The organism is Paenibacillus sp. AN1007, assembly GCF_040702995.1.
GTDB lineage: Bacteria > Bacillota > Bacilli > Paenibacillales > Paenibacillaceae > Paenibacillus.
Genome location: NZ_CP159992.1, coordinates 1,458,656 through 1,484,525, shown reverse-complemented (window position 1 = coordinate 1,484,525; position 25,870 = coordinate 1,458,656). Strand labels below are relative to the sequence as shown.

The 25,870-nt window shown below is 47.3% G+C and carries 24 protein-coding genes; 5 read left to right on the top strand and 19 right to left on the bottom strand.

Annotation, left to right across the window (positions count from 1 at the left end; genetic code table 11):
* Positions 1-146: 146 nt before the first annotated feature.
* Entirely contained in the window at positions 147-1,871 is a 1,725-nt protein-coding gene (gene acsA / locus ABXS70_RS06720; RefSeq protein WP_342551957.1) for an acetate--CoA ligase, read from the bottom strand.
* Positions 1,872-2,141: 270 nt separating this feature from the next.
* Between acsA and ABXS70_RS06715 the strand changes: the two genes are divergently transcribed.
* The gene (locus ABXS70_RS06715) at positions 2,142-2,774 is read left to right on the top strand and encodes a GNAT family N-acetyltransferase (protein ID WP_342551958.1); all 633 of its coding nucleotides are present in this window, start codon (positions 2,142-2,144) and stop codon (positions 2,772-2,774) included.
* 143 nt (positions 2,775-2,917) lie between these two features.
* On the opposite strand, the gene ABXS70_RS06710 is transcribed toward ABXS70_RS06715, so the two are convergent.
* From ABXS70_RS06710 to ABXS70_RS06695, 4 genes are all read right to left on the bottom strand, one after another.
* Positions 2,918-3,613, bottom strand: a complete 696-nt coding sequence (locus tag ABXS70_RS06710; RefSeq protein WP_366294890.1) for a 5'-methylthioadenosine/adenosylhomocysteine nucleosidase — start codon at positions 3,611-3,613, stop codon at positions 2,918-2,920.
* Between the two features lie 160 nt (positions 3,614-3,773).
* Positions 3,774-4,781 (bottom strand): catabolite control protein A, encoded by a 1,008-nt coding sequence (gene ccpA / locus ABXS70_RS06705; RefSeq protein ID WP_090923671.1) that lies wholly within the window; start codon positions 4,779-4,781, stop codon positions 3,774-3,776.
* Positions 4,782-4,873: 92 nt separating this feature from the next.
* Positions 4,874-5,221, bottom strand: coding sequence for a bacillithiol system redox-active protein YtxJ (gene ytxJ / locus ABXS70_RS06700; protein WP_342551960.1), 348 nt, complete (start codon positions 5,219-5,221; stop codon positions 4,874-4,876).
* A 123-nt stretch (positions 5,222-5,344) separates the two neighbouring features.
* Positions 5,345-5,758 carry a hypothetical protein gene (locus ABXS70_RS06695; RefSeq protein ID WP_342551961.1) on the bottom strand — a complete coding sequence of 138 codons (414 nt, stop codon included), beginning with the start codon at positions 5,756-5,758 and terminating at the stop codon, positions 5,345-5,347.
* Between the two features lie 276 nt (positions 5,759-6,034).
* Here ABXS70_RS06695 and ABXS70_RS06690 point away from each other — a divergent pair, with 276 nt between their 5' ends.
* Positions 6,035-6,583 carry a type 1 glutamine amidotransferase domain-containing protein gene (locus tag ABXS70_RS06690; protein ID WP_366294886.1) on the top strand — a complete coding sequence of 183 codons (549 nt, stop codon included), beginning with the start codon at positions 6,035-6,037 and terminating at the stop codon, positions 6,581-6,583.
* Between the two features lie 146 nt (positions 6,584-6,729).
* Here ABXS70_RS06690 and ptsP read toward each other — a convergent pair whose 3' ends face one another.
* The 5 genes from ptsP to aroA all read right to left on the bottom strand — a co-directional run bounded on the left by ptsP (position 6,730) and on the right by aroA (position 13,667).
* Positions 6,730-8,490 carry a phosphoenolpyruvate--protein phosphotransferase gene (ptsP, locus tag ABXS70_RS06685; protein WP_342551963.1) on the bottom strand — a complete coding sequence of 587 codons (1,761 nt, stop codon included), beginning with the start codon at positions 8,488-8,490 and terminating at the stop codon, positions 6,730-6,732.
* Positions 8,487-10,367, bottom strand: a complete 1,881-nt coding sequence (locus ABXS70_RS06680) for a glucose PTS transporter subunit IIA (RefSeq protein WP_342551964.1) — start codon at positions 10,365-10,367, stop codon at positions 8,487-8,489. The genes ptsP and ABXS70_RS06680 overlap by 4 nt, the downstream gene beginning before the upstream one ends.
* A gap of 105 nt (positions 10,368-10,472) precedes the next feature.
* The gene (locus tag ABXS70_RS06675; protein ID WP_342551965.1) at positions 10,473-11,753 is read right to left on the bottom strand and encodes a hypothetical protein; all 1,281 of its coding nucleotides are present in this window, start codon (positions 11,751-11,753) and stop codon (positions 10,473-10,475) included.
* 147 nt (positions 11,754-11,900) lie between these two features.
* Positions 11,901-12,335, bottom strand: a complete 435-nt coding sequence (locus tag ABXS70_RS06670; RefSeq protein ID WP_342551966.1) for a CoA-binding protein — start codon at positions 12,333-12,335, stop codon at positions 11,901-11,903.
* 36 nt (positions 12,336-12,371) lie between these two features.
* Complete coding sequence (gene aroA / locus ABXS70_RS06665) at positions 12,372-13,667, bottom strand: 3-phosphoshikimate 1-carboxyvinyltransferase (protein WP_342551967.1); 1,296 nt, start codon at positions 13,665-13,667, stop codon at positions 12,372-12,374.
* A gap of 118 nt (positions 13,668-13,785) precedes the next feature.
* Between aroA and ABXS70_RS06660 the strand changes: the two genes are divergently transcribed.
* Positions 13,786-14,091: a rhodanese-like domain-containing protein gene (locus ABXS70_RS06660; protein ID WP_342551968.1), complete on the top strand. Its 306-nt coding sequence runs from the start codon at positions 13,786-13,788 to the stop codon at positions 14,089-14,091.
* Positions 14,092-14,245: 154 nt separating this feature from the next.
* On the opposite strand, the gene ABXS70_RS06655 is transcribed toward ABXS70_RS06660, so the two are convergent.
* Positions 14,246-14,755, bottom strand: coding sequence for a shikimate kinase (locus tag ABXS70_RS06655; RefSeq protein WP_342551969.1), 510 nt, complete (start codon positions 14,753-14,755; stop codon positions 14,246-14,248).
* Positions 14,756-14,976: 221 nt separating this feature from the next.
* The gene (gndA, locus tag ABXS70_RS06650; RefSeq protein WP_366294879.1) at positions 14,977-16,386 is read right to left on the bottom strand and encodes an NADP-dependent phosphogluconate dehydrogenase; all 1,410 of its coding nucleotides are present in this window, start codon (positions 16,384-16,386) and stop codon (positions 14,977-14,979) included.
* Positions 16,387-16,594: 208 nt separating this feature from the next.
* Here gndA and ABXS70_RS06645 point away from each other — a divergent pair, with 208 nt between their 5' ends.
* Positions 16,595-17,200, top strand: coding sequence for a suppressor of fused domain protein (locus ABXS70_RS06645; RefSeq protein WP_342551971.1), 606 nt, complete (start codon positions 16,595-16,597; stop codon positions 17,198-17,200).
* A gap of 135 nt (positions 17,201-17,335) precedes the next feature.
* On the opposite strand, the gene ABXS70_RS06640 is transcribed toward ABXS70_RS06645, so the two are convergent.
* Positions 17,336-17,935 carry a hypothetical protein gene (locus ABXS70_RS06640; protein WP_342551972.1) on the bottom strand — a complete coding sequence of 200 codons (600 nt, stop codon included), beginning with the start codon at positions 17,933-17,935 and terminating at the stop codon, positions 17,336-17,338.
* 434 nt (positions 17,936-18,369) lie between these two features.
* Complete coding sequence (locus ABXS70_RS06635; protein ID WP_342551973.1) at positions 18,370-19,680, bottom strand: MFS transporter; 1,311 nt, start codon at positions 19,678-19,680, stop codon at positions 18,370-18,372.
* A 177-nt stretch (positions 19,681-19,857) separates the two neighbouring features.
* Between ABXS70_RS06635 and ABXS70_RS06630 the strand changes: the two genes are divergently transcribed.
* Positions 19,858-21,333 (top strand): aminotransferase class I/II-fold pyridoxal phosphate-dependent enzyme, encoded by a 1,476-nt coding sequence (locus ABXS70_RS06630; protein WP_342556394.1) that lies wholly within the window; start codon positions 19,858-19,860, stop codon positions 21,331-21,333.
* A 155-nt stretch (positions 21,334-21,488) separates the two neighbouring features.
* Here the strand turns inward: ABXS70_RS06630 and ABXS70_RS06625 are convergent, their stop codons facing one another.
* The 5 genes from ABXS70_RS06625 to ABXS70_RS06605 all read right to left on the bottom strand — a co-directional run bounded on the left by ABXS70_RS06625 (position 21,489) and on the right by ABXS70_RS06605 (position 25,754).
* Positions 21,489-21,806, bottom strand: coding sequence for a DUF1292 domain-containing protein (locus ABXS70_RS06625; RefSeq protein WP_366294874.1), 318 nt, complete (start codon positions 21,804-21,806; stop codon positions 21,489-21,491).
* 97 nt (positions 21,807-21,903) lie between these two features.
* On the bottom strand, positions 21,904-22,458 hold the full coding sequence (locus ABXS70_RS06620) for a copper amine oxidase (RefSeq protein WP_342551975.1): 555 nt from the start codon (positions 22,456-22,458) through the stop codon (positions 21,904-21,906).
* Positions 22,459-22,972: 514 nt separating this feature from the next.
* Positions 22,973-23,161, bottom strand: coding sequence for a hypothetical protein (locus ABXS70_RS06615; protein ID WP_342551976.1), 189 nt, complete (start codon positions 23,159-23,161; stop codon positions 22,973-22,975).
* Positions 23,162-23,420: 259 nt separating this feature from the next.
* On the bottom strand, positions 23,421-23,840 hold the full coding sequence (locus ABXS70_RS06610) for an organic hydroperoxide resistance protein (protein WP_184190451.1): 420 nt from the start codon (positions 23,838-23,840) through the stop codon (positions 23,421-23,423).
* Positions 23,841-24,044: 204 nt separating this feature from the next.
* The gene (locus ABXS70_RS06605; RefSeq protein WP_342551977.1) at positions 24,045-25,754 is read right to left on the bottom strand and encodes a CotH kinase family protein; all 1,710 of its coding nucleotides are present in this window, start codon (positions 25,752-25,754) and stop codon (positions 24,045-24,047) included.
* Positions 25,755-25,870 lie beyond the last annotated feature (116 nt).

Here is a 25,870-nt window from a genome sequence, read left to right as displayed (position 1 = left end):
CAAACGCATATCATAACATGATCAAAAGCCGCATGTTCAGTGATTACACTGGCATGCGGCTTTTCTTGTGTTTTGGTGTGTGTATATCCGGTGGCTGGTCTTTAAAATGAATCTTGGAATTCCCCAATCAGTACTATCTTGCTTGATTAGTCCTCAATTGTAGACAAGTCACCCGTCGGCAGATCAAGCTCCCATGCCTTCAATACACGGCGCATGATCTTGCCTGAACGTGTCTTTGGCAGCTTCTCCTTAAATTCAATCTCACGCGGTGCCGCGTGAGCCGACAAGCCTTCTTTTACAAATCGATAGATCTCTTCCTTCAATTCAGGTGTGGCCTCATACCCCTCACGGAGTGCGACAAACGCCTTAATGATCTCGCCACGTGTTACATCCGGTTTGCCGATGACACCAGCCTCAGCAACCGCTGGATGCTCTACCAGTTTGCTCTCCACTTCAAACGGACCAATCCGCTCGCCAGAGGAGTTAATGACATCATCAATGCGTCCCTGGAACCAGAAGTATCCGTCCTCATCCATGTACGCCGAATCCCCGGATACATACCAGCCTGTAAGTCTGAAATATTCTTCATATTTGGCTGGATTGTTCCAGATCTTGGCCATCATTGATGGCCAAGGTGTACGAATGGCCAGATTGCCCATGCTGTATGGCGGCAGCTCCTGTCCACGATCATCGATAATTGCCGCTTCGATCCCCGGCAGGGGGCGCCCCATCGAACCCGGCTTAATCGGCATGCCTGGGTAGTTGCAGATCAATTGTGCTCCCGTCTCGGTCATCCACCACGTATCATGAATTCGCTGCCCGTACGCCTTCCAACCCCAACGTACGACCTCCGGATTCAGCGGTTCCCCTACCGACATGACATGGCGCAAACTGCTCAAATCATGCTGGGCAATCGTCTCGTCTCCTGCCCCCATCAGCATACGGAATGCCGTGGGAGCACTGTACCATACACTTACCTTGTTTTTCTCAATGGTACTGTACCAATCCTGTGGACTGAAACGCCCCCCACGGATCACATTCGTTACGCCGTTCAACCAAGGAGCGAAAATACCATAGGAGGTACCTGTTACCCAGCCTGGATCGGCGGTGCACCAGTACACATCGTTTTCGCGCAGGTCTAGTACAACCTTACCTGTATAATAATGCTGAATCATCGCGTTCTGAACGTGATATACTCCCTTTGGTTTCCCAGTAGAACCTGAAGTGTAATGAATCAGCAATCCGTCTTCACGCGTCAGCCATTCTACCTCTATATCATCCGAAGCCGCAGCCATCTCCGCATCAAAATCAATCAGTCCTGCTTCTGTCTGTGGGCCGCCACCAACGACAAAGATATGTTTCAGCTCAGGCAGTTCGGCACGTTTGATCCGTCCGAGCAGCTCCGGCGTGGTCACAAGTGCAGCAGCACCGCTGTCCTCCAGCCGATCCTTCACTGCCGTTTCCATGAAAGCCTCGAATAAAGGCCCCGCTACAGCGCCCACCTTCAAAATACCGAGCAGACTGAAATAGAGCTCCGGACTCCGCGGCATAAAAATGAAGACACGATCTCCTTTGGCTATGCCGTACTTACGCAGTACATTCCCGAAACGACTGGACTGCTCGCTCAGATCAGCGAAGGTATAAGCTTCCTCTCGGGAAGCATCGCTGTACAGCAGTGCCGTCTTCCCGCCTCTTCCTTCCAGAACATGGCGATCAATCGCCTCATGTGCCATATTCACTTTTCCGCTGGCGTGCCACGTAAAGTGCCTTTCTACCGTTTCCCAATCGAACCGGCTTCTGGCTTCCGTGTAATCGCCCAGATTCGATTCAGACACCACCGTTTGCAGCATCTCATTATGTGCTTGACTCATGCTTGCCAGCCTCCTTCAACTCGACATTCGATTCCCTTCAGGGTTCATTCGTATTGCCTTTGTGTTGACTGAACTTCCAGTTAGCGCTTACATTAGTAGAGAGAGAAATTCTCATCATGTACTGCCTTTACCAACCGATGCACGTAAAATGGTATTGAATTGTGAACAATTTTTGTCAACGCAATTATATCAAATTTAATCAAACATCGTCTATGGCTTTTCATTTTTTTGGTTTTTTGTTATAAGTAGGGGGAGAGAGGGGTATGAACCATGGAGCATATCAAGGAGCATCATATACGTTCCATTCTCAAGTCCGGCCGCCGAATTACCGTTGAGGGTCCTGTGCCTGCAGAACAGATTACGAGCATGGCTTTCCATTCAGATCTGGATGCCTTTCGGCGCCCGGCCGATCAGCAGGAAGCCCTTGCCGAGATTGCCGGATTACCAGAGGGGCGAATTATCATTGCACATGAAAATGAAATAATCATCGGATATGTTACTTTTCATTATGCTGATGAATGCGAACGCTGGTCTGAAGGCAATATGACGGACCTTATTGAGCTTGGAGCCATTGAAGTCGCAGATGACTATCGCTCCCTCGGGGTTGGACGTGAAATGCTGCTTACGGCCATGGAAGACAAATATATGGAAAACTATATTATTTTCACGACAGAATATTACTGGCACTGGGACCTGAAGGGAAGCGGACTGACGGTATGGGATTACCGAAAAATGATGGAGCGGCTGATGCAAAACATTGATATGACCTGGTATGCTACAGATGATCCCGAGATCTGCTCTCACCCTGCAAACTGCCTAATGGTTCGCATTGGAAGTAAGGTTCCTATGACCTCGGAAGAACAGTTTGACCGCGTGCGCTTCCGCCATCGATTTATGTATTAAAAGAATGATGTGGAACGAATACATACAAAAACCGTCCTGCAGACCGTTCTCCAGCGTAATGGAAAGCGATCTGTAAGGCGGTTTGTTTGTGTTTTGGCCTATGAGGCTTATATGGCCTTACAGCTTTGTCTAGGTGTCGAAGATCACATATGTTCGAGCATATGCGCAACAATGCGGTGGGAACGCTGAGAGGACTGTACTGTAAACTCGGCAAAGTTTACATGTGCGGAACCATCAGCTTTGTCAGACATGCTGCGCAGCACAACGAAAGGTACACGGTTCATATAACATACCTGAGCAACGGCTGCCCCCTCCATCTCGGCACAAGCTCCATCCATCTCTGTAAAGAGCATATTTACGGTCTCTTTGCTGGCAATAAACTGATCCCCTGACAGCACCTTGCCTATCCAGTAATGCGCTCCCTGGGCTTTACACGCCTCTTCGGCCAGCTTAATTAGCGAAGGCTCAGCCGGAAATGCCGAGGTCTCCTGATACGGAATCACTCCACGTGCGAATCCCAGCGGCGTGACGTCCATGTCATGCTGCACGCATACCGAAGAAATCACCATATCCCCAATGTTCAGCTCTGGATGAACGGCTCCGGCAACACCTGTGAAGATGACATGATCCACTTGAAAGCGATCAATCAGAATCTGGGTAGTTACCGCCGCATTTACTTTCCCTACGCCTGACTTGCATACAACGATCTGCTTGCCAAGCCATTCACCAGCAGCATAGGTAATGCCGGTCTGTTTCACCGTCTCCTGCTGCTTCATGCCCTGGAGCAAAAGCTCTACTTCTTCATCCATAGCGCCTATAATACCTATCGTTTCACGCATTGCTGTATCCTCCCTGTTTCCGATCCTCTTGATATGAGAACAAGTCATATCCTGCCCAAAAGCAGTTTTCAGCACAAAAGCTCCGTTTCCGGAGCTTCTGCACAACTAAACGTTATGTAGAGAGAATTCCTTCTCCCTTTCTACTGCTTAATGCCGCAGCTTAACCGGCGTGACTTACAGACAGACGAAGAATCGTTTCATGAGGCAGAATCACTCTCGGATTCTCCACATTTTCTTTCTTCATCAATTTGGTCAGCAAACGCATCGCAACCGCGCCAAGATCGTACATTGGCTGAGCAACCGTCGTTAACTGCGGACGTACCATGGAAGCCATACGGATGTTATCCACACTAATGATAGAGAAATCATCCGGTACTTTCAGGCCGTCATCCTGAATGCTGTGAATCGCACCAATTGCCATTTCATCCGTTGCAGCAAAGATAGCCGTCGGCTTTTTCTTCAATCCAAGGAAATATTTCATAGCTTCTACACCAGACTCATAACGGTAGTTACCGATGCGTACCAGATCCTCCTGGTACTCGATCCCCGCTGCTTCCAGAGCCTTCTTGTAACCTTGGAAACGGGCAAAACCGTTAGCCGGGTCCTGCAGCGTACCACTAATCATTGCAATTTCCTTGTGACCGTGACGGATCAGCGTATTGACTGCATCAAATGCGGCCGCCTCATGATCAATATCAACGGAAGGGAACGTGCCTTTCTCATCACTCGTAGCACACAATACGATTGGCACTGCTGCAGACTGGAACGCCTGAATATGTTCATCCGTTACGGTTCCGCCCATGAAGAGCAATCCGTCGACTTGTTTCTCGAGCAGTGTGTTGATTACGCGAATTTCTTTTTCCTTCTTCTTGTCGGCATTACACAAAATAATATTGTAATGATACATATTCGCGATATCTTCGATTCCGCGGGCAATCTCCGCAAAGGTCGAGTTCGAAATGTCCGGTATAACGACTCCGACCGTCGTTGTTTTTTTGCTCGCCAGACCCCGGGCTACCGCATTAGGACGATATCCGAGCCGTTCAATTGCTTCGTATACTTTTTTCCGCGTCTGCGGTTTGACATTAGGGTTGTTATTGACTACCCGTGATACCGTTGCCATAGACACTCCGGCTTCACGTGCCACATCATAAATGGTTACCGTCACAGTACTTCGCTCCATTACCAGTAAATTTTCATTCCATTTTCATTAAGATTTATATTACGACAAATTATAGCATTAATCAATTAAAATAGGCTCTAAGCCTCACTTAAAGTGTCAGCAAGCCTCCTGCTGGTAATCTCCGAATGAGAAGTATGCCATACCGGTGTGCCATTTTTGATTAATATGACTTGGGGAGATTCATGCTTAACACCCAGCCTCTCGGCGGCTTCGTTAGATACCGGGCGATCTTCCACCACATAGATAATACCGTATTTCACGCTTTCATTAGGAGAGTTATGCAGATAATCATTCATCTCCTGATAAGCATGCGCACTGATTGGACAGCGGGTGCTGTGCTTGAATAGAAGTAAGGGTTGATCCTCCGTCGCCTGCACTGCGGAGTTTAGCTGTTCAATACTTGTCATTTTAGTCATGTCAGCCATTCGTTATACATCCCCCTTTAATCAGCCATAACGCCGTGTTGAGCGTTTTCACTCTTCGATATCTTAACAAAAAGTGAGCGAAAAATCCAATTTTCATGAAAACAAGCATTTCGCACGTCAAAACTAGACGGCATTTGAGAAATGCGCATGCCATACAAAACCGGATAACTGGCCAAGTCTGCGCTCCGTATCTTCAGCCCACGCCTTGTCACCTGTTTTGTGTGCACAGCCCATAATGTCCAGCAGCAGATTAATCCGCTCTTCCACGGCCTCTTTCATTCGATACTCCATCTCCTGATCCGATGCATCCGGCCAGGCAAGCAGCTGCTCATGAAACAAATCGGCCAGCTCATTCTGCTCTCCAAAAGATACGTCCTGCTTCACCGGCTGATCTCCAAGTTTGCTGATACATTCCGTCAAATCCGTTTTGACCGGCTGAAGCACTTCGTAGGATATACAGTCCGCACACGCAAAGACGGGTACGTTTCGTATTTCTACTTTTTTGGCGTAAACCACCGTTCTTAATTCCAATTCCATTACATGTCCACATCTGCACGACTTGCGCACAACCATCACCTCATTCGATCTCATCTCTATGTATGTACCATTCGACCTATTTCGGCTTAAATCCTGCTGTAAACTAAAGGTTGCACAAATTACCACTGTCCCCAGATCAAGGCTGTCGAATGCTGGTTTCGATTGGTTTGAAAACGTTCCATTCAGGTGGTAAATGCGCTTGTATGAAGCAGCACAGCGAATCTGGTACAATATAAGACACAAGATGACAAATCACTGCTGGAGGAGAGCTGAAATATGAGATTAACTGGGCAAAAAATCATTGCATTGGTCGATGAAGAATTCGAGGATCTGGAGCTGTGGTATCCGGTACACCGTGTTCGTGAAGAGGGTGCAGAAGTGCATCTTGCCGGTGAACAAAAAGGTAAAACCTACATCGGCAAATATGGTGTTCCCGCTGCAGCCGAATACAGTTTTGAAGAGCTGAACAGCTCCGACTATGATGGAATCCTGGTCCCTGGCGGCTGGGCTCCTGACAAATTACGGCGTTATCCCAAGGTACTCGAACTGGTCAAAGAAATGCATGCCGACCGCAAACCGATCGGACAAATCTGCCATGCAGGGTGGGTGCTCATCTCTGCCAAAATCCTGGATGGGGTTACCGTAACTTCTACGCCTGGTATTCGGGATGACATGGAAAATGCAGGCGCAGTATGGAAAGATGAACCTGTCGTTGTTGACGGACATATCATCTCCGCTCGTCGGCCACCGGATCTTCCCCCTTACGGCAAAGCATTCTGTGATGCACTTGCTGCGAGAGCTTCAAATAAAAACTGCACGCCATGAATACAAAAATCGAAAACTCGAGATCAATAAAAAGAACCGCCATGCAATCCAATGCATGGCGGTTTTTGATATCTTTTGTAAAAAGTGGTACAAAAGTGAATATATTAATTTAAAGGGATTATACGTCTGTTAAAACTTCAGATCATTCAAGATGCATTGGAGCCGCTGTGATCGTCAGGACTGCCGCTTGCATCGTTGAATATTTGCAAACGCTCCTCGATATCGCTGCTCGTTCTCAAAGCAAAGCATTTACGGGCCTCCTCTTTAGCTTCCGCAGCAGTTGTATTCAAGACCCGATGCTTCACACGCAGCAGTGATTGAGGCGACATGCTTAGGTGACGAATTCCCAGTTCAAGCCATAATGGTATGGAACGCTCGTCCCCCGCCATCTCGCCACAGACACTGACGTCAATGCCTGCCGTATGTGCAGCGTCTACAGTCGTCCGCAGCATCCGCAGCACCGCCGGATGATACGGATGATACATATGGGCAATCTGTTCATTCATACGGTCTACAGCCAGTACATATTGGACCAGATCATTCGTCCCGATACTGAAAAAGTCAGCTTCTTCCGCAAGCAGGTCTGCAATCATCACAGCTGCAGGAACCTCAATCATGATGCCCACCTGAATATTGCGATCATAGGCCAAGCCGCGCTCATCGAGATCAGCCATCGCTTCCCGAAGGACCTCATTAGCCTGCTGAAGCTCTTCGACCGATGAAATCATCGGATACATAATTTTCACATTACCTGCCGCGCTTGCGCGCAGGATGGCAGTCAGCTGTGTTTTGAACAGATCTTTGCGGTCTAGACTGATTCGAATGGCACGATACCCCAGAAACGGATTGTCTTCCTCAGGCAATTCGAAATAATCAAGCTGTTTGTCGCCCCCAATATCAAGAGTACGAATGACAACGGACTGCCCTGCTGTTTTCTCTGCCACCAGCCGGTATACCTCATACTGCTCCTGTTCTCCGGGGAATGCAGCACGGTCCATATAGAGGAATTCGGTTCGGAACAAGCCTACTCCTTTGGCTCCGTGCTTCAACGCCAAATCCAGTTCCTTCACGGAACTGATGTTGGAAGCGAGCTGCAGCACTGCCCCATCTTTGGTCACTGCATCCACGGTGGCAAGGACCTGCAGCTGTTCTTTTTTCTTCAGCTCCTTACTGCGCAGCATAGTGTATCGTTCAATGGTTTTGCGGTCCGGCTCCGTAAATACCAGACCGTTATCGCCATCCACTACCAGCATGTCTCCCGTCTCTACCGGCATGCCAAGACTCGCTTCAAGTCCAGAAACGAGAGGAATGCCGAGTGCACGCGCCATAATAGCCGAGTGAGACGTCTTACCGCCAATCAGGGTTACAATCCCCAGAACATAGCTTGGATTGAGATGGGCCAGCTGCGATGGCGAAAGTTCTTTGGCAACGAGAATATAAGGCTGCGTATCTGAAGGCAGCGTAATCTCCGGGGCACCCAGCAGATGTTTAAGCAGGCGGTTGCCGACATCCTTGATGTCGATCGCCCGTTCCTTCATATATTCGTCCTCCAGCAGGTCAAACATGGTGACAAAATGGTCTATCGCTTCTTTTACCGCAACCTCTGCCGCTTTGTACTGACGTTCGATAATACCGCGAATTTCGTTCATGAAAACCGGATCTTCGAGGATGGCCAGATGAGCATCAAAGATGCTGGATTCCTCTGGACCCACAACTTCCTTGAACTCGTTTTTGATATATTCAATCTCATCCTTCGATGTCCGTATCCCCTCGTACAGCCGTTCGAATTCCTGGGCGAGATCCACCGAATCCATCTTCTGATCGGGCAGGTCCCATTCCCAGCTGGGCAGGACAAATGCTTTGCCGATGGCGATGCCTGCAGCTCCATTGATGCCTTGTATCTTCATTCTACCCCTCCAACGTTCCTGTCATAGAGCACCACGGACATGACGGATGCCTGACCTTTCTTCACTTGCTTGAATGGAGCAAAACTCCATGATTTCACACGATCCGGGTTCGTAATAACCATTGGAGTCGTGAGTGATGCCGCCTGTTCACGCAGTACAGCCAGATCAAATTTGATGAGCAGTTGTCCAGGTTCTACCGTGTCCCCTTCCTGCACAAATGCTTCAAAATGTCCCTTCAGCTGTGAAGTGTCGATCCCGATATGCAGCAGGACCTCCAGCCCCTCCCGTGTGGAAATACCCAGGGCGTGCATGGTTGGATACAGATGCATAATCGTTCCAAAGACAGGCGACACCAGTTCTCCCCGCTCCGGTACAAAAGCAACGCCGTCTCCAACCAGTTTGGCCGCAAAAATCTGATCCGGCACCTCTTCAATCGGCAACATCTTACCCTGCACGGGTGCGGCAAACAGCACTTGCTGCAGATCACGTTCAAGCAGTTTCGCAATTTCTTCCCGAATGAGCTCGGAATAAGTACCGAATACCACCTGTACGTTTCCGCCGCCAAGTTTGATCAACCCGGCTGATCCCAGGTTTTTCATTGCGCCTGTATCAATCAGCCGATCATCGTGAACCGTCAGGCGCAGGCGTGTAATACATGCCTCAACCTGCACAATGTTGCTTTTCCCGCCCAATGCTTCCAACACCAATGGAGCCTGGTACGGGATATTGCCAACCCAATCTTCCAGCATCGATCCTTCTTCCCGTCCCGGTGTTGGTATCTTGAACGTGCGAATCGCCCAGCGGAACAGGAAATAATAGACCAGCCCATATAGTATGCCAATCGGAATCAGCTTCCAAGCATTCTCAGACAGATGAAAATTGAGTATGTAATCTATGACGCCAGCCGAGTAGGAAAAGCCGTGCCTTATATCCAGCCAGTAACTGAGCCACATGGCCACCCCGGACATCACTGCATGTACAATAAACAGATATGGCGCCGCGAAGAGAAAAGCAAACTCAATCTGCTCGGACACGCCAGTTAAGAAGCAGACAAGCGCAGAGGTCAGGAACGTTTTCCTGATCTTTGGTTTCAGGTCTTCCCTGGCCTCCTGAATAATCGCAAAGGCAATGGCAGGGATAGCAAACATCATAATGGGGAACAGTCCAGCCATAAAAAATCCGGCAGTCGGATCGCCTGCAAAAAATCGCGGCAAATCACCCTGCACGATGCTGCCGCCAGGCGTTTCGTAGGTTCCCAACTGGAACCAGAAAACATTATTGAGCAGATGGTGAAGTCCGAAGGCAACCAGTACCCGGTATAACACGCCATAGATAAACAACCCGAAACCGCCTAGGCTGTATTCCCATGTCGCAATCGCGTTCAGTCCCAGCTGCAGCATGGGAGCTATCCATAACATAAAACAGGAAAAAAGGGCAGAACAGAGCCCGACAATTAACAAAACAAACCTTGAGCCCCCGAAAAACTGAAGGATTTCAGGCAGTTTAATGCTTTTAAACCGATTATGCGTTAAACCGGCTAATGCACCGAGTATAATTCCAATCAGTGAAGCAGGCTGCACCGTACCATCTCCGAAATTCCGGGTAACCTGATCATAGATGACAATACCAGCCAGTGCTGCAAGTCCTGCTTGCCCGGCCTGGTTGGAGAGTCCGAGCGCCACGCCGACTGCGAACAAATACGGCAAAAAATAAAAAATACCGTGTCCGGCCACGGTAGACACTTCACCAACGATATCCAATCCCCAAGCGTTCCAGGGCAGACTGCCCACACTGAGCAAAATAGCTGCAGCGGGAAGGACCATTGTAGGCAGCATAACTGCTCTTCCGAGCTGCTGCAAGGATCCGAGCCAATTCATGGCGACCTCTCCTTTCTATCCTAGATGGTAAGCTTTACACCGCGTTTTGTAAAGTAAAAAAGGGGAAGAAAATCCCCTTTCCACTTTGAATACAAGGTTACATTTTTATCGGATAGCCAGCAGTTTAGTTCCAGTTACATATATTGTTCCATCCCTTGAAATTAGCCACTGGTCGCCTAAATTATGATTAATATTTATTTTCCAATTGATTTTGGATGTGGCTAGTTTCATGGAAACCAGAACGTTTATATTTTTAGCATAGTTTTTGTAATGATAGATTAGATTGCCGTTACGATCAATAATGGGTTCACTGGTAAAATAGGTTTGATTCTCTTTGTTAAAACTGGTTACTTTCTTGCTCAGGGCATGATAAATATTTGTTCCAAATATGACGTCACCTTGCTTGCTGATTGAAGGGGCAAGTGAGTTACTTGTACTTTGGAAACCTCCCTTAACGGTTTTCTTCAGCTTACCCTGAGCATCAAAAATATGAAGGTCATCGTTTCCCACCACATAAATCTGATGATTATCATAAATCGGACTCTGAAGATTCTCCCCTGTATACCGGGTACCTGATATTTTTTTACCCTCTAGGTTGTATTGAATCAATTCACCTGATTTCACTCTGCCTTTCTCTCTGATACTGCTTAAGGAGGACAAGGTCAAAAAAATCCGATCCTTAACAAAGATTGGGTCAGAGACAACAAAAAAAGGACTTAAATTGATCTCTGTTCCAAGAAGACTGTTAAACTTCTCACTGCCGTCCATATTAACGCCGATCAATCTTTTCTCTTCTTTAATATCTTCTCCCTGACTTATAGGCTTATTGTTATGTATAACTTGTACATAAGAAGCCGTAAAAATAATAACTCCATCCTTACTAACATCCACGTTATAATTAGCTGTGTAATCCTTGTATCTTTTCTCCCAGATCTGTTCTCCGTTTAATGTGTAGTTCGATATACTCGTCGTTCCAAAATCCTCTGAACTCCTACCTCGTTCGGGAATATCATTACCAAGAATAACCAGAGAACTGTCATTGTACAAATACATGTCTGATATGCTATTAATATGTTCTAATCGTTTAGCCCACTTCACTTTGCCTTGTGGTGTGACGGCCGTCAATAACGGATGACCAAAATGATGTGAAATCACATAGAGCGTGCCTTTAGAATCCACAACCAAGTGTCGTACATAATTTTTAAAATCCAATCCCCATTTCACTTCTGGCTTCTTGGCAGGTGCAGCGAAAAGTGATTGACTTGTCCACACATCCGTTGCATGAATCGCTTCATTCGCTGCATAAACGGGGGCCTCTAGTCGTAAAGCTGCTGCACATACAACAACAAGCAGCAGCATGACTGCTTTTTTAAAACACCTTCTCATCTGTATTCCATCCTCCTTATATTTTCAACCTCATTTTACTACGCTGAACATGAAAAATCCCGTGATTTTGAAAAGTCACGGGATGCTCATTAATCCTAAGTTGAATATGCGATGCCATAAACAAATTCATGACGACAGCACGGCCTTTTAGCCGCGCCCAGCGCCGCGTAGAACGATGGAATCTTCTACTTTGATACAGCGATTGGTTACCGCCGTCATACCGTTCTCAGCGGCAATCTGAACAGCCTCATCGTTGTGAATGCCCAGCTGGAGCCATAGCACATTCGCCTTGATCGCTGCAGCTTCACGAGCAACTTCGGCACAGAACTCTTCACGCCGAAACACATTAACAATGTCAACCGGCTCCGGGATATCTGCGAGTGAGGCATACACCTTCTCGCCAAGAATCTCCCCCTGTGCCTGCGGATTAACAGGGATAATGCGGTAGCCCCTGCTCTGCATCGCCTCAGCAACCATATACGAGGTACGATCTGATTTGTCTGATAAGCCAACAACAGCAATGCTGCCTGCATTGCGCAAAATGTGTCCAATTTCTTCGCGAGTAGGGTTGTTAAATTCCATGTTCAAGCACCATCCTTTTCTGCTTAACGTGTTAATTTACTCTTTTACCCACTGAACCGAGGCGCCAAGCGCCTGCAAATGATCAAAATATTGCGGATATGACTTCGCTACATGGTGTGCATCCCGGATACGAAGCGGTTGTTTGGCACGCAGACCCACGACAGTAAGCGCCATAATGACACGATGGTCATAGTGAGCATTAATCTCAACGCCGCCCTCAACACCTTCCGGACGCCCGTGTACGATAATCTCGGCCTGACGTTCCTCGACGTTCGCTCCTGCCTTCCGCAGTTCATTCAAATAATCCGTTATCCGGTCACATTCCTTGTAGCGCAGGTTCTCTACATTATAAAACCGTGACGTGCCTTCCGCAAATACAGCCGCTGCTACCATGGCCAATACAGCGTCAGTAGCCGCATCTCCGTCGAATTCAACTGCCTTTAATCTGCCGTTTCCCCGGACGTGAACAACATCATTCTCATGAGTGAGCGGCACTTCCATCATACGAAGTACGTCAACGATGGCACGCTCCCCCTGTTTGCTCTGCTCCATCAATCGGAGAATTTTCACATCAGACTGTGTGACCGCTGCGGCAGCAAGTACAGCAGCCGAACCTGGGTAATCCCCTTGAACGGTGTACGTTGTGGGTTTGTAAGCTTGTCCGCCAGGTACACGGAATGACATGTAGTCGTCACTTGCGTGAATGACAATACCCGCTTGTTCAAGCACCTCAAGAGTCTGTCCGATGACTACTTTTGATTTCAGATCGTTGAGCACCTCGATTGTGCTGTCTTCAGCAAGCATAGGGGTCACAAACAGCAGTGCGCTCAAATATTGAGAGCTTACCGAGCCCGACACACGGATATGCCCGCCTTTGGCTTGGCCGCCCTTAATCGTGATCGGCAGGCGCCCCTGCTGATGCTCTACCTGTACGCCCATTTGGCCAAGTGCATCAATCAGATCGTCATGCGGTCGTTTACCGAGAGAATCGGGGTACGTATTCACGAACGTAACATCCGGGCAAAGCGCAGTAACGCCCATCAGGAATCGAAGTACGGCGCCAGCATTGCCAACGTTTAATTCGCGCACATCCCGAGGACGGCTGCCAAAACCTTGGATTACAATTTTGCTGTCATCCTCCTCCAGCACAGCGCCCAGATCACGAATGCATCTGCGCATCGCATCACTGTCCTCACTGTGAGCCGGAAAATGAATGGTACTGGTTCCCTCCGCCAGCGCAGCAGCAAGCAGGTAACGAGTCGTATAGTTTTTGGAAGACAAAGCTCCAATTTCTCCGCTCAGATTAGGGGTAGGGTTAACAATAACGTCCATGAATGATACTCTCCTTCGTTGATCGTATTAGTGAGGTTGTTAAGGCCAAATTGACATCCCCTGTATCGCTTGGGTATCATTATAGGCGTTAAGTCCATATAGAAAAGAGGACCTGAATATGACACAAATAGCTGAAATTCAAACATCCGAGCTTCGCCGCCGTTTACAGGCAGGGGAGAAGCTGCAGATGATAGACGTCCGCGAAGACGAAGAAGTCGCGCAGGGCATGATCGATGGTGCCAAACACATTCCGCTGGGACAGATTCCAGATCGTTTATCCGAGATTGACAAATCAGGCGAAATCATTCTGATTTGCCGCAGCGGTTACCGCAGTGAACGAGCTTGTGAATATCTGCAGCAGCTTGGATACGACGGCTGTACGAATATGGTCGGCGGTATGCTGCAGTGGCAGCAGGAAAACTGAAAACAGGGTTAATGTAAAAGGCGGCGATCCTTTCAAAGCGTTACACTTTACATGATCACCCTAACACCCTTACATTTCAAAGCGGGCCATCTGGCCCGTTTTTGATATGTTTTCACTTCCTGCCTTCATCTATTTAACTTCGCTAATCACAAGCTTAGACGCGGTAATGCGCTAAAATTAAATGAGTCACTTCAGCCGCAGACAGCGCGGTTGTATCCACTGTGTAATGTGCAAACCGATATGCATCTTTGCGTTCTTCCATAATTGTCCGAATCCGTTCCTCCGCATTGCCTGCAAGCAGGGGTCGGTTATCACAGCCGCTCACCCGTTCCACAATAACCTCGGGATCTGCCGTTAGCGCAACAACCCAGCCATTCGCTGCCATCGCTTCACAATTCTCCATGCGAAGCACAACGCCGCCTCCAGTTGCAATGACCTGTGAATCATTCTCCAGCATCGAACACAGCATCCGGCTCTCCGCATCACGGAAATATGTCTCGCCTTTACTGGAAAATAATTCCGGAATCGTACAACCTTCCTCCTGTTCAACCGCGGCATCTACGTCAATTAACGTGTATCCCAGTTCGCGTGACAGCATGTCAGCGACGGTTGACTTCCCAGTCCCCATCATGCCGATGAGAATAATATTTTTAGACTTGCTCAAGGGTGTACACTCCTTTAATTCAAGCATTTCATGAGCACTTTTGTCCTATCATAACACAGCCCTGCGAACGGGGGAAGGCCATGTCTGCAGCGAGCTTTCCATCGAAGCATCTATCCTGCATATGCGGGCTCATTGGGCGGTTGTTATCTCAAAATGAAAGAGGGACTTGAAGTGCCGCATCCTCCCGGCACTGCCAAGTCCCTCTGTTCATTCGTAGAAGTTTACTCCATCCAGTTGTGGTGGAAGCTTCCTTCTTTGTCCACACGTTTGAACGTGTGTGCACCGAAGTAGTCACGCTGCGCCTGCAGCAGGTTTGCTGGCAAACGCTCTGTGCGGTAGCTGTCGTAGTAGGACAATGCGCTGGAGAAGCCAGGCACCGGAATGCCTTGTTTTACCGCAGCGGCCACCACTTCACGCCATGCATCCTGATAGGATTCCACAATGTTTTGGAAGTATGGATCAAGCAGCAGGTTTTTCAGAGCTGCGTCTTTGTCGTAAGCTTCCTTGATGTTTTGCAGGAACTGCGAACGGATGATACAGCCACCGCGGAAGATCATGGCGATGTTACCGTATTTCAGATCCCAGCCGTATTCGTCAGATGCAGCACGCATCTGTGCGAAACCCTGCGCATAAGATACGATTTTACTTGCGAACAGCGCTTTGCGCACGCTCTCGATAAATGCTTTTTTGTCACCGGAGAATGTTTCTGCTTTAGGTCCGTTCAGGATTTTGCTTGCAGCGATCCGCTCGTCTTTCATCGCAGACAAGAAACGGGAGAATACGGATTCCGTAATCATGGACAAAGGTACGCCGAGATCCAGCGCGCTTTGGCTTGTCCATTTGCCTGTTCCTTTTTGTCCAGCTGCATCCAGAATGACATCCACCATCGGTTTGCCTGTTTCCGGATCGTATTTGGAGAAGATATCCGCTGTAATTTCGATCAGATAGCTGTCAAGTTCTCCCTGGTTCCACTCTGTGAAGATTTCATGCAGCTCCTCTACCGATACGTTCAGTACCGATTTCAGCAAATGATACGCTTCTCCGATTAACTGCATGTCACCGTATTCAATGCCGTTATGTACCATTTTCACGTAGTGTCCGGCACCGTCTGGTCCGATATATGTACAGCATGGGTCGTCACTGACTTTGGCCGAAATCGCCGTGAGAATCGGTTCTACCAGTTTATAAGCACTTTCTTGTCCGCCAGGCATAATGGAAGGGCCTTTCAGTGCGCCTTCTTCGCCGCCGGATACGCCTGTACCGATAAAGCGAATGCCTTTGTCCTCCAGCTCTTTGCTGCGGCGAACCGTATCAGGGAAGTATGCATTTCCGCCGTCGATGATGATGTCGCCTTCATCCAGGTGAGGCAGAAGCTGCTCGATCGTTGCATCTGTGGCTTTACCTGCCTGCACCATGATCAGAATCTTGCGCGGGGATTCCAGGGAGGCTACGAATTCTTCAATGGAGAATGTACCTGTCAGGTTTCTGCCTTCGGCTTCTTTCAGCAGGTCATGTGTTTTCTCAGGCGAACGGTTAAATACCGATACTGAAAATCCTCTGCTTTCAATATTAAAGGCCAAATTTTTACCCATGACTGCCAGGCCGATTACGCCGATTTGTTGTTTTGTCATCTGGTCCTCCATCCTTTGCTCCAATTAATTTTATTGAAAAAAAATCTCAACAATACACTCATTTTAACGGTTTTATGTATGAAAGTGAACCCCGCATACCCTTCCTGCAGCGAGAAAACGCCTCGTTCTGCAAATGTGTTCATCGTATTTTCATAAAATACGTTATTATTAGGAAGAGGAGCAAATCATGATCAGGAGGGGCTTGCAAATGACCTATGAACAGCTTTCAAACGAAAAACGGTTATCACTGGATATCCGAAGAACATTTCTTCTCGGAACCTATATGAATGAATGGGGCATGCCTGAGAGCAGAATGGTACTTTCCAAAGCAGATCGAAACATTCATGTGGAAATTTACTTTTTTCCTGAAGCGATGCAGTCCGGTATCTCTCGCTTTGTTACTGTAGGCTTGTCTCAAGCCATCCGGCCTTCAGGGGAATCAGTCGCTGCAGAGTGGATGCTTGCGCTGCAATCGGATCTAGGCGGTGTAACGGCAGATCGGGTCAACAGCTACCTTGCAGATTTGATCACACATCATATCGAAAATGTACCGAATTCCGTCACCCCCCGTGTGATGAAATCAAGTGCATTAGCACCTGTAGAATGGAATGCAGATGCCCTCTTAATCGATGAATTGAGGGGAGAAAACGAAGCTCTTGAACAGATATACACGGGCCATGAGACGGTTCCCCTGTTGTGGGTCATTCCAATCACTGCACATGAAGCCGATCTCATTCTGGAACAAGGGATTGAAGAATTCGATGCTTATGTGGAGGGTTCCGACGATTCCATTATCGATCCTCGGCGTCCTTAGACGAACGGAAGGCTAAACGCTCTGACGATTGCAATGTTCAAACCACCCTTTCTCTACATATCAAAGGGCTGCCCCTACCGTTTAAGACTTTTGGGAACAGCCCTTTTGAATGATAAGGGTCAAACACCTTCTGCCTCACCCTTCCAGCATCAACAGATGACCGGACAATCGCCGCAGTGCTTCACGGCAGGTATCGGCTTTCTCTACATTATTCAATTGTATGGCATGATGCAGGCGTTCCAGTTCATCGTCCACTTCCATGCGCAGCAGCATAAGCCGCTCTTCTCCTTCGCGCGAGAGGAACATTTCCTCCATCTCTTCCGCCGTTGGCGCTGGTTCCTTTTGAAATATGACCCGCTGCTTGAATCCCGACACTTCCACCAGACGAATGACTTCACCAAATAAAATATTCTCCACCGTCATCTGCTGATCCTTGAATCTTTTTACCACAGCATGCCCGCGTGTATCGCCAATCAGCTTCTCCAGCCACTCCGCGAGCTTGGCGTCCTTGATCAGGTAATCTCCTGTCATTTTGTAATTCCCGCTGCGCGTCTGTTGAAAACGGAGCTTTACCAGCTTGCGTCCGGTGCGGACTGACAGGATAAAGAAGGATTCGTCCTCGCTCCAATATAGTGAATACCCCTCACGAATTAGGTCTTTAATTAGATTTTGGATATGCCGACGGTTGAACCGCAGCTCCAGATTGCAATATTCAACTTCATAACTTTTGTTCACGGCACTCCCTCCATCTGTACCGGATTTGCTCCGGCCTCATGTTTCAAGCGCTTTTGTTACATCGGCTTACCCTATTTTATACTTCATTTTATGTAAGGGTACTTGGTTATTTGACTATTTTTCACGGAATGCGAATCCAAATTGCAGCTTTCCGCAGGTGCACAGGGGCAGGCCCCTGGATATTCATCGGATTGTGGGAATTTCTTTTTCTGCTGTTCGTTCCACCTTTCAAACGCTGCTGCTGTATAAAATGTCATTTTCTCAAATGACAAACGTGTCGAAATTATGATCATTACTGTATGGCAATATAAATAAAATATGATTTGCACTAAATGACAGTTCACAGACATCCATGCAAACCAAAAAGGGAGGTCCTTAAGTCCATGATCAGATGATCCGGTTTAAGACCCTCCCTTATTCGATGTGAAGCACGCTTACCCTGTGGGGGCGGTACGGAACGGCTTTCGTGCCAAGACAAAGTGCACCACGAAAAGTCCTGCCATCACAACAGCGCTGGCAGCAAACGGCGCAGGATGACTGATATGGTCCCATAAAAGTCCTGATACGATGGGGCCAACAACCATACCTGATCCCTGCAGCGTTAGAAAAAAGCCCCAGATTGCCCCGCGTTCCCCTTCAGGAATCAGTGTCGCAACAAACGCGTTCCAGGCTGGAAGTATCATGGCATAACTGATACCGACAAGCATGACGATGCCAAAAACAACCGGAACGGATGTTAATGCCGAGAAGGCAAACAGACTCGCAGCCGCCATCAAAAATCCGATGTTCAAAAACGGTTTCGTACCAAATCGGTCCACCATTTTACCTACAGGAAGCAGTGCAATGACAGTAATACCTCCCCCTGCAATGAGCAGCAGGCTGTACAGGTTCGGTGAGATACCTAGATCTGTTCGAGTGTACAGCGTAATAACAGGACTAAGCAGGCCGATCACGAATGACTGCATGAAGAGCGCCGGATACACAAGCGGATTCACATTAAGCGTGCTTCGCACCCGGTGTAAGGTTCGCTTCACGCTCTGCTGCAGGCGTATAAAGGGGGTGAGCAGATTCGGCTTGGCTGGATACTTCTGTTTCGCGGACGTTCGACCTTCTGCAGCATCTCCCGCTTCTCCTGTCTGGCCTCCCTGAACAACGACACGTCCTGGCAGTATCATGGCGACAAGAATGACCAAAACAGCACAGCCCATCAGGATAAGAAAGATCGTACGGTAATCATGACCGGTACGTTCCAGCAGCCAATTCATACCGACAGGACCAAGCCCTGTTCCTCCCAAAGCCGCCATCTCCAGGGCACCCATCGCTGTACCATTTTTATTTTGCGGGCCTGACATTGCTGTGACTCCCGTCATCGCACAGGGCCACAGCGGTGATGTACCAATGCCAAGAATCAGACATGCCATGGACAGCCCGAGGGCACTTTTGAGAAAAAGAATCATAATAACGGCAATTAACGTACAGATCAGAGCCGTTACCATCGTAGCGCGAAAGCCGATGCGTTCTGCCGCCCAGCCTGAAGGTGCTCTGAACAGATTATCTCCCAGATACTGCAGGGCAAAAGCCACACCGATGACGCCTGCGGACAGCCCCAGAATATTATCCATATATACGGGGAGAACAGCGACCAGCAGCGCCCCTTTGATAATCTCCACCAGAAAAAGTGTCAGCCACATCGCAATAAAAAAAGGCGATCTCAGGATTTTGGCTGGTTTGATGTCGGTTTGCATTCTTTTTCCCCTTTCAAGGTTCATTTGCTCGTCCTCTACACTTAGTGTAACCGGGGGGATGACGACCAAATCTCACCAATTCAAAAAAATGTCGTTTCTACTGCTTGCATTCGGTTCTTATTTTGCTATACTCATCTTTGTTTACCATTTTACTTAGGAAGGGTTGTGACAGCACTGATGAATCACCACCGTACGCCGCTGTTTACCGCTTTGAAAAATCATGCGGCACTCAATCCGGTACAGTTTCATATTCCGGGACATAAAAAAGGATTGGGAGCGGATACCGAATTCCGTGAATTTATTGGCGATAACGCCTTCTCCATAGATTTGATCAATATCGCACCACTCGATGACCTGCATCAACCCACAGGTGTCATTCAGGAAGCACAGATGCTGGCCGCGGATGCCTTTGGAGCCGATTATACCTACTTCAGTGTACAGGGTACAAGCAGTGCGATCATGACGATGATTCTATCGGTATGCAGTCCTGGGGACAAAATCATTGTGCCGCGCAACGTGCATAAGTCCGTTTTGTCTGCTATCATTTTCTCAGGAGCCAAGCCCGTATTCGTCTCTCCTGCACAAGATGCCAATCTCGGCATAGATCATGGTGTAACCATTCAGTCCATTCGCCGTGCGCTTGAACGCCACCCGGATGCAAAAGCTCTGCTTGTCATTAATCCAACCTATTATGGTGTATGTACAGACCTTAAAGCCATCGTAGACTTGGCTCACAGCTACCAGGTGCCTGTACTGGTGGACGAGGCACACGGTGTGCTTATCCATTTCCATGAGGATCTGCCGCTGTCAGCTATGGCTGCTGGAGCCGATATGGCGGCTACGAGTGTGCATAAACTTGGCGGTTCAATGACTCAGAGCTCCGTTCTGAATCTGAACACCAAAAACGGCTTTGTCAATCCACAACGTGTACAGACCATTTTGAGTCTGCTTACATCAACATCTACCTCATACGTACTGCTTGCATCGCTGGATACGTCGAGACGCAATCTCGCCCTCCATGGTCACGAAATTGCACAAAAGGCCATTGAGCTTGCGGAGTTTGCACGCCGTACGATTAATGACATCGATGGATTGTACTGCTTCGGTAAAGAACTGTTGGGTACAGAAGCAACCTTTAATTACGACCCGACCAAAGTTACAGTTCATGTGCGTCATCTCGGAATCACAGGTTATGAGACCGAAAACTGGCTGCGTGAGCATTATAAGATCGAAGTTGAACTTAGCGACATGTACAATATTCTGTGCCTCATCACGCCAGGTGATACTGATGACAGCGTGAATATCTTGCTGAATGCACTGCAGGATCTTTCCCGTACGTATTATCAGGTCAATCCGGCACATGAACTGGTTGTTAAGGTTCCAGATATTCCTCAGCTTATGCTGACACCACGTGATGCCTTTTATGGAGATACCGAGGTCATTCCGTTTAAGGAATCCGCTGGACGTATTATATCGGAATTCATCTATGTGTACCCGCCAGGTATTCCGATCCTGCTTCCGGGCGAAGTTATTACACAGGAAAACATCGACTATATTATTGACCATGTTGAGGTTGGATTGCCGGTTAAAGGGCCGGAGGACCGCAGCGTAACTAACGTTAAAGTTATTGTGGAAGCTGACGCCATTTTCTAGAAAAACGAAAAACAAATGATTCGCAAAAGGACCGGGCTGGATGAAGCTCCTGGTCCTTTTGTTTGATTGCATTGTAATCCTGTTATACGGGATGAATAAAATACAAAAGACCCCCTGAAATCAAGGAGCCTTCATGTTATACTGCAAAAGATCGACTATTCTTGAGAAGCAACCAGTTCGTTGTAAGCCGCTTCAACACGGTTCCACTCTGATTCGTCTTCAATATTGTAGAGCACCATTTCCTCGTCTTCTTCTTCCATACGCAGGATGATGCCGTCAGCTTCAGGATTGTTGCGTTCCAGCAGGAGTGCATAAACATGATCCTGCACGTCAAACGTCTCTACCAAAACCATTTCCACGTCTTGACCGTTCTCGTCGGTCAGCGTGAGAAGGATCTCTTCATGCTCATGATCGTGATCATGGTCGTGACCGCATCCGCAGTTATCTCCATGCTCGTGTTTGTGATCGCTCATTGTAATACCTCGCTTCATCAATAGAAAATGTGTAACCCTGCATATCGTAACATGTTCGCAGAGCCAGGTCAATTTAACGCACAGCGTTACTGCGCCATTAATTGTTCAGGGCTGTAATGATTTTTTCGGCCACCAGAACATAGCTGCTGTTTGCATTTTCTTTAATATGAAAACCGATCTGGTACTTGCCTGCACGACTAAAATCATATGTGAAATCATACGTGCGGAACCAGAAGTTATCCTTCTGTGTCGTCAGATCCTGAGCCTGAATATCTTTCACCTGACCGCTCGGGTCCGTGATCGTGACTTTCACGGCGGCCACATCTGCAGTCAGGCTGTCTACTTGTGAGAACACATTGAATTTCAATTTGCCCACATTAACATTCCCAAACACAGTGTCTCCTTTAAAGAGAAAAATATGTACATTAGGCTTAATTACCGTTACCCGCTTGCTGCTGTTATCCCACCGAGCAAGCCCTCCTGCCTCCCGAACAGGTACATATGTCGTTCCATTAATCAAATAACCTCCGTCAGATGCTTCCTTGCCGTTAATGAGCACGCGAATCTTCTCGTTCACAGCGTCCGCAAATAACAAAGACCCGCCCAGCAAGGAGAATACCATGACACACAGCAGTACTCTTTTCCATTTCATTCCGTCAATATTCCCTCCCCTGCTGTTTGCTTGTTTGTACATTTATACTGCGAACGCGGCTACAAAGTTGCGCTGTTTTTCATCATTTTTCATTTTTTATCCAAAATATTTACCACGCTTTGGGAAACGTAAAAAAAGGCTATCCCGCTGTCAGGATACCCTAGTATGCCACTTATTATATATACGCTATTAGACGAAGTCTCAAGAGGATACATGACGGGTTAGAATACAGGGAACCCCTTTGCCGACTGCCCCGCCTTCTCTCATTCGTGAGGCATATTCCGTGCCTCGTGAGCAGGGAGTCTTACAGCGTTCACATACATCGGATGTAACCAGCTTCATGGATACACGCAACTTATCACTTTTTAACGCGGGAGCCTTCTTTCCCTTTGCCTTTGCCATCCCGGATTCCCCATTTCCCTTAATGCTTACTGAATACTGCATCATATGGGGGAACGCCCAATTGTGTGCCTATTTTGGATACGCTGAACTAATCATATTTGCATGTTCAATTCTAAAAAACGTATTTAAATAATAAAAAGATTAACAGCAGCATACCTCCGAGAATTAGCCAGTTGCTAATCTCCCACCAAATGCTTTTCCCTACGCCAGAGATCAGCTGCTGTGAACGTTCTTCATGACGCTGCTGATGTGTATATGATTCCGATCCATCCGTCGGCCTGTCAAATTCTCTAAAATCCATGCTGCACCTCTCTTTCAGCGACTGCGATAATGGGTTAGCTTCGTTAATTGTGAACTTTCTTATATCCATATACGCAGACCCATTTGCTAAAGTTTCAACATTTTTACATTTATTAAATTTTCACCGTACATTCAATATATTTCGGAGCCGAATTATATTTTTCCCAACTTCATTCATAAAGGAAAAACCTCCGATTACTCGGAGGTTTAGTCTAATCATATTCCATTATTGAGAATAGTAAGCTCGAGTCCTGATTTACTTACGCACGTTCTACTTTAACGTTAACATTTCCTTTGATCGCTTTGGAGTAAGGGCAGTAATCATGAGCAAGCTTCACAAATTTCTCTGCAGTTTCCTCATCCAGACCCAAAATTTTCACTTCAAGCTCAACATCCAGCTTCACACCACCATCTGCCGGGTCTGCTACCAGTGCTACAGTTGCAGATACCGTACTGCGTTCAATGGTTACGTTATGTTTCTTCAATTGGAACTCCAATGCAGAGTTAAAACATGCGCTGTATCCTGCCGCAAACAGCTGCTCCGGGTTCGTAGCCGTAGTTACTTGTCCACCAAGCTCAGGCGGTGCAGCAACATCCATCATAAATACATTATCCGGCGATTGTACGATCCCTTGACGTCCACCTGTATTAATGACTGTTGTTTCATATAAAGTTTTCATATTCAATCTCTCCTCTTTCGATTTCATATTTGTTATATTGGCTAAACATCATTTCATTTAACTTGTTCACAAATTGATTGTACACAATTTAATTTGGGTTGTAAATAGTTTTTTTATAATATAAAAAAGAGACGCCTTTGAAACGCGTCTCTTGGTATCATCTAATGAACAAGCTTTCACATTACATAGCAGAGATCGCAGAACCTATTGGGTTGTATCCGATTGCTCCGCTTTTTTAGTTTCTTGGTTGCCTGAATTGGGCTCGAAGCCCTGCCATGGGCCACCGCCATTCATCCCTTTTCCTTTATTAAGATCATCTCCCAGCTTTGTTAGGTCGACAGAAGAAGCATCGATAAGGGTATTCGGACTCGATTTTTGTTCCTCCGCAGCAGCAGGAATCGTTCCGTCAAGTTGTCCCTGTATACTTTCCGCACGCAGCGTGCCTAATTTGGTCAATTCGGCCACAGCCGCTTTATACTTATCGTACGTAACAAATGCCGTAGGATCATTTTTAACATAATCGGTAATCAGATGGTTCAGCGTCTGTACCTTTTGCTCAAATTGCCCGTCTGCGAAATAACCGTCTATAATTTCCTGCAAATATTTATGGTACTTCGCTTTGTACTCAGGTACCTCCAGCAGTTTACTTAATATAGGACGTTCTTCCATCGTCACACCGGACAGTGGTGTATCTATAGCAAGATTAACTACATCGGATGCTGAACCTGCCATGAATCCACCAAAAGCCATATTATAGTCCCATGGCAGCATACTGAGCTGTCCATTATTCTCATACAAATAATAGTTATGACCCATATTGGAAGTATAGCTATCCATATTCACAACCACGATATGCGCTGCAAAATATTTCAGCACAGCATCCACATCCACAACTTTCTCAAGATTAGAGCCTGCATTCAAGTTTTTAAGTGCCTCAATGACACGTTGTTCATCTTCTTCCGTTGTTTTGGTCTTTGCATTATCAAAAATGCCAGAATAACTGGAAACTTTATCATCCGTATAAACTAAGGATACGCCGTTCGTGTCACCCTTCATTCTGCCGCCTCCACCCGGTCCGCGATTACCTTCTCCACGACCTCTTGCGGGCTGTGAATCGGTAGTGTCCTTGCCAATTGCTGCACCTGCATCACTTGGTGGTTCCATGCCTTCAAGGGGCAGAAAATCTCCCATCCCTGCAGCGTCACCTTCTGCTGGCGGGTTACCCATTGGATTCCCCATTCCGCCCGCTCCCATATTGCCATCGTTATTGGGTTTATAGATTTCGCCTTCACCATTCTTCGCACGGTCCAGATACCCGCTATCTATATCTTCAACAGCAAGGTATAAGCCCCATGTCTTTCCGTTTACGTTGATATTGGCAAAAGCAAACAGCGGTGCGTCAACGCCAATATAACTCATGATGTCGTAGCTAAGATATTCTTTCATGTAACTGGCATCCGAGATCATATTATTTACAACCATTTTGTCGAGTCCATTCCAGGTCTGACCTTTGACGTATTCGTCAAACTTGATTTTGAAACTATACCGATCCGTTGTATCGTCTCCTGCCACTTGTCTCAAACTCGAGTTTCCTTTGGCTCGAATGCCTACATTTTGAATCGTTGTTCCGTTAATCGTTACATTGGCTTTGATATAATTCTCCTCTGCCGCTGTGTCCAGCATTTTTTGCCAGGCATCCTCATCCACATCAATGGAAAAAGACATCACTTCCGTTTTATCAAAGTTCTGTGCATAAGACGTAGTTTGGGCATTACTTTCACTCGTTTGTTTTTCTGTATTTACAGCCGTTTGTTGTGTTATCGTCGTTGTCTCCGCTTCGCTGCTGCAAGCTGATAACAGTATCGAGACAATCACCGTTCCTGCCATGACGTTTCTCCATTTGTTGTTCATCATCCGTTTTCCCACCTTACATCTCTTTTTTAATTCTGCTACGGAGAAGTTTAAGGGAGAAACCTTAAATGGAACTGAACAGGCAAAAAGAGCCGCCTCTTATAGCGGCTCTCCATAAA

Bases quoted from the DNA above. Each gene is read 5' to 3' on its own strand.
- gndA (WP_366294879.1), bottom strand. From the start codon at position 16,386: ATGACAAAACAACAAATCGGCGTAATCGGCCTGGCAGTCATGGGTAAA.
- ABXS70_RS06630 (WP_342556394.1), top strand. From the start codon at position 19,858: ATGAATCACCACCGTACGCCGCTGTTTACCGCTTTGAAAAATCATGCG.
- ABXS70_RS06680 (WP_342551964.1), bottom strand. From the start codon at position 10,367: ATGAATTGGCTCGGATCCTTGCAGCAGCTCGGAAGAGCAGTTATGCTG.
- acsA (WP_342551957.1), bottom strand. From the start codon at position 1,871: ATGAGTCAAGCACATAATGAGATGCTGCAAACGGTGGTGTCTGAATCG.
- ABXS70_RS06695 (WP_342551961.1), bottom strand. From the start codon at position 5,758: ATGGAATTGGAATTAAGAACGGTGGTTTACGCCAAAAAAGTAGAAATA.
- ABXS70_RS06645 (WP_342551971.1), top strand. From the start codon at position 16,595: ATGACCTATGAACAGCTTTCAAACGAAAAACGGTTATCACTGGATATC.
- ABXS70_RS06715 (WP_342551958.1), top strand. From the start codon at position 2,142: ATGGAGCATATCAAGGAGCATCATATACGTTCCATTCTCAAGTCCGGC.
- ABXS70_RS06625 (WP_366294874.1), bottom strand. From the start codon at position 21,806: ATGAGCGATCACAAACACGAGCATGGAGATAACTGCGGATGCGGTCAC.
- ABXS70_RS06670 (WP_342551966.1), bottom strand. From the start codon at position 12,335: ATGGAATTTAACAACCCTACTCGCGAAGAAATTGGACACATTTTGCGC.
- ABXS70_RS06605 (WP_342551977.1), bottom strand. From the start codon at position 25,754: ATGATGAACAACAAATGGAGAAACGTCATGGCAGGAACGGTGATTGTC.
- ABXS70_RS06635 (WP_342551973.1), bottom strand. From the start codon at position 19,680: ATGCAAACCGACATCAAACCAGCCAAAATCCTGAGATCGCCTTTTTTT.
- ABXS70_RS06710 (WP_366294890.1), bottom strand. From the start codon at position 3,613: ATGCGTGAAACGATAGGTATTATAGGCGCTATGGATGAAGAAGTAGAG.
- ABXS70_RS06675 (WP_342551965.1), bottom strand. From the start codon at position 11,753: ATGAGAAGGTGTTTTAAAAAAGCAGTCATGCTGCTGCTTGTTGTTGTA.
- aroA (WP_342551967.1), bottom strand. From the start codon at position 13,667: ATGGACGTTATTGTTAACCCTACCCCTAATCTGAGCGGAGAAATTGGA.
- ABXS70_RS06660 (WP_342551968.1), top strand. From the start codon at position 13,786: ATGACACAAATAGCTGAAATTCAAACATCCGAGCTTCGCCGCCGTTTA.
- ABXS70_RS06620 (WP_342551975.1), bottom strand. From the start codon at position 22,458: ATGAAATGGAAAAGAGTACTGCTGTGTGTCATGGTATTCTCCTTGCTG.
- ABXS70_RS06610 (WP_184190451.1), bottom strand. From the start codon at position 23,840: ATGAAAACTTTATATGAAACAACAGTCATTAATACAGGTGGACGTCAA.
- ptsP (WP_342551963.1), bottom strand. From the start codon at position 8,490: ATGAAGATACAAGGCATCAATGGAGCTGCAGGCATCGCCATCGGCAAA.
- ytxJ (WP_342551960.1), bottom strand. From the start codon at position 5,221: ATGGCTGACATGACTAAAATGACAAGTATTGAACAGCTAAACTCCGCA.
- ABXS70_RS06690 (WP_366294886.1), top strand. From the start codon at position 6,035: ATGAGATTAACTGGGCAAAAAATCATTGCATTGGTCGATGAAGAATTC.
- ABXS70_RS06615 (WP_342551976.1), bottom strand. From the start codon at position 23,161: ATGGATTTTAGAGAATTTGACAGGCCGACGGATGGATCGGAATCATAT.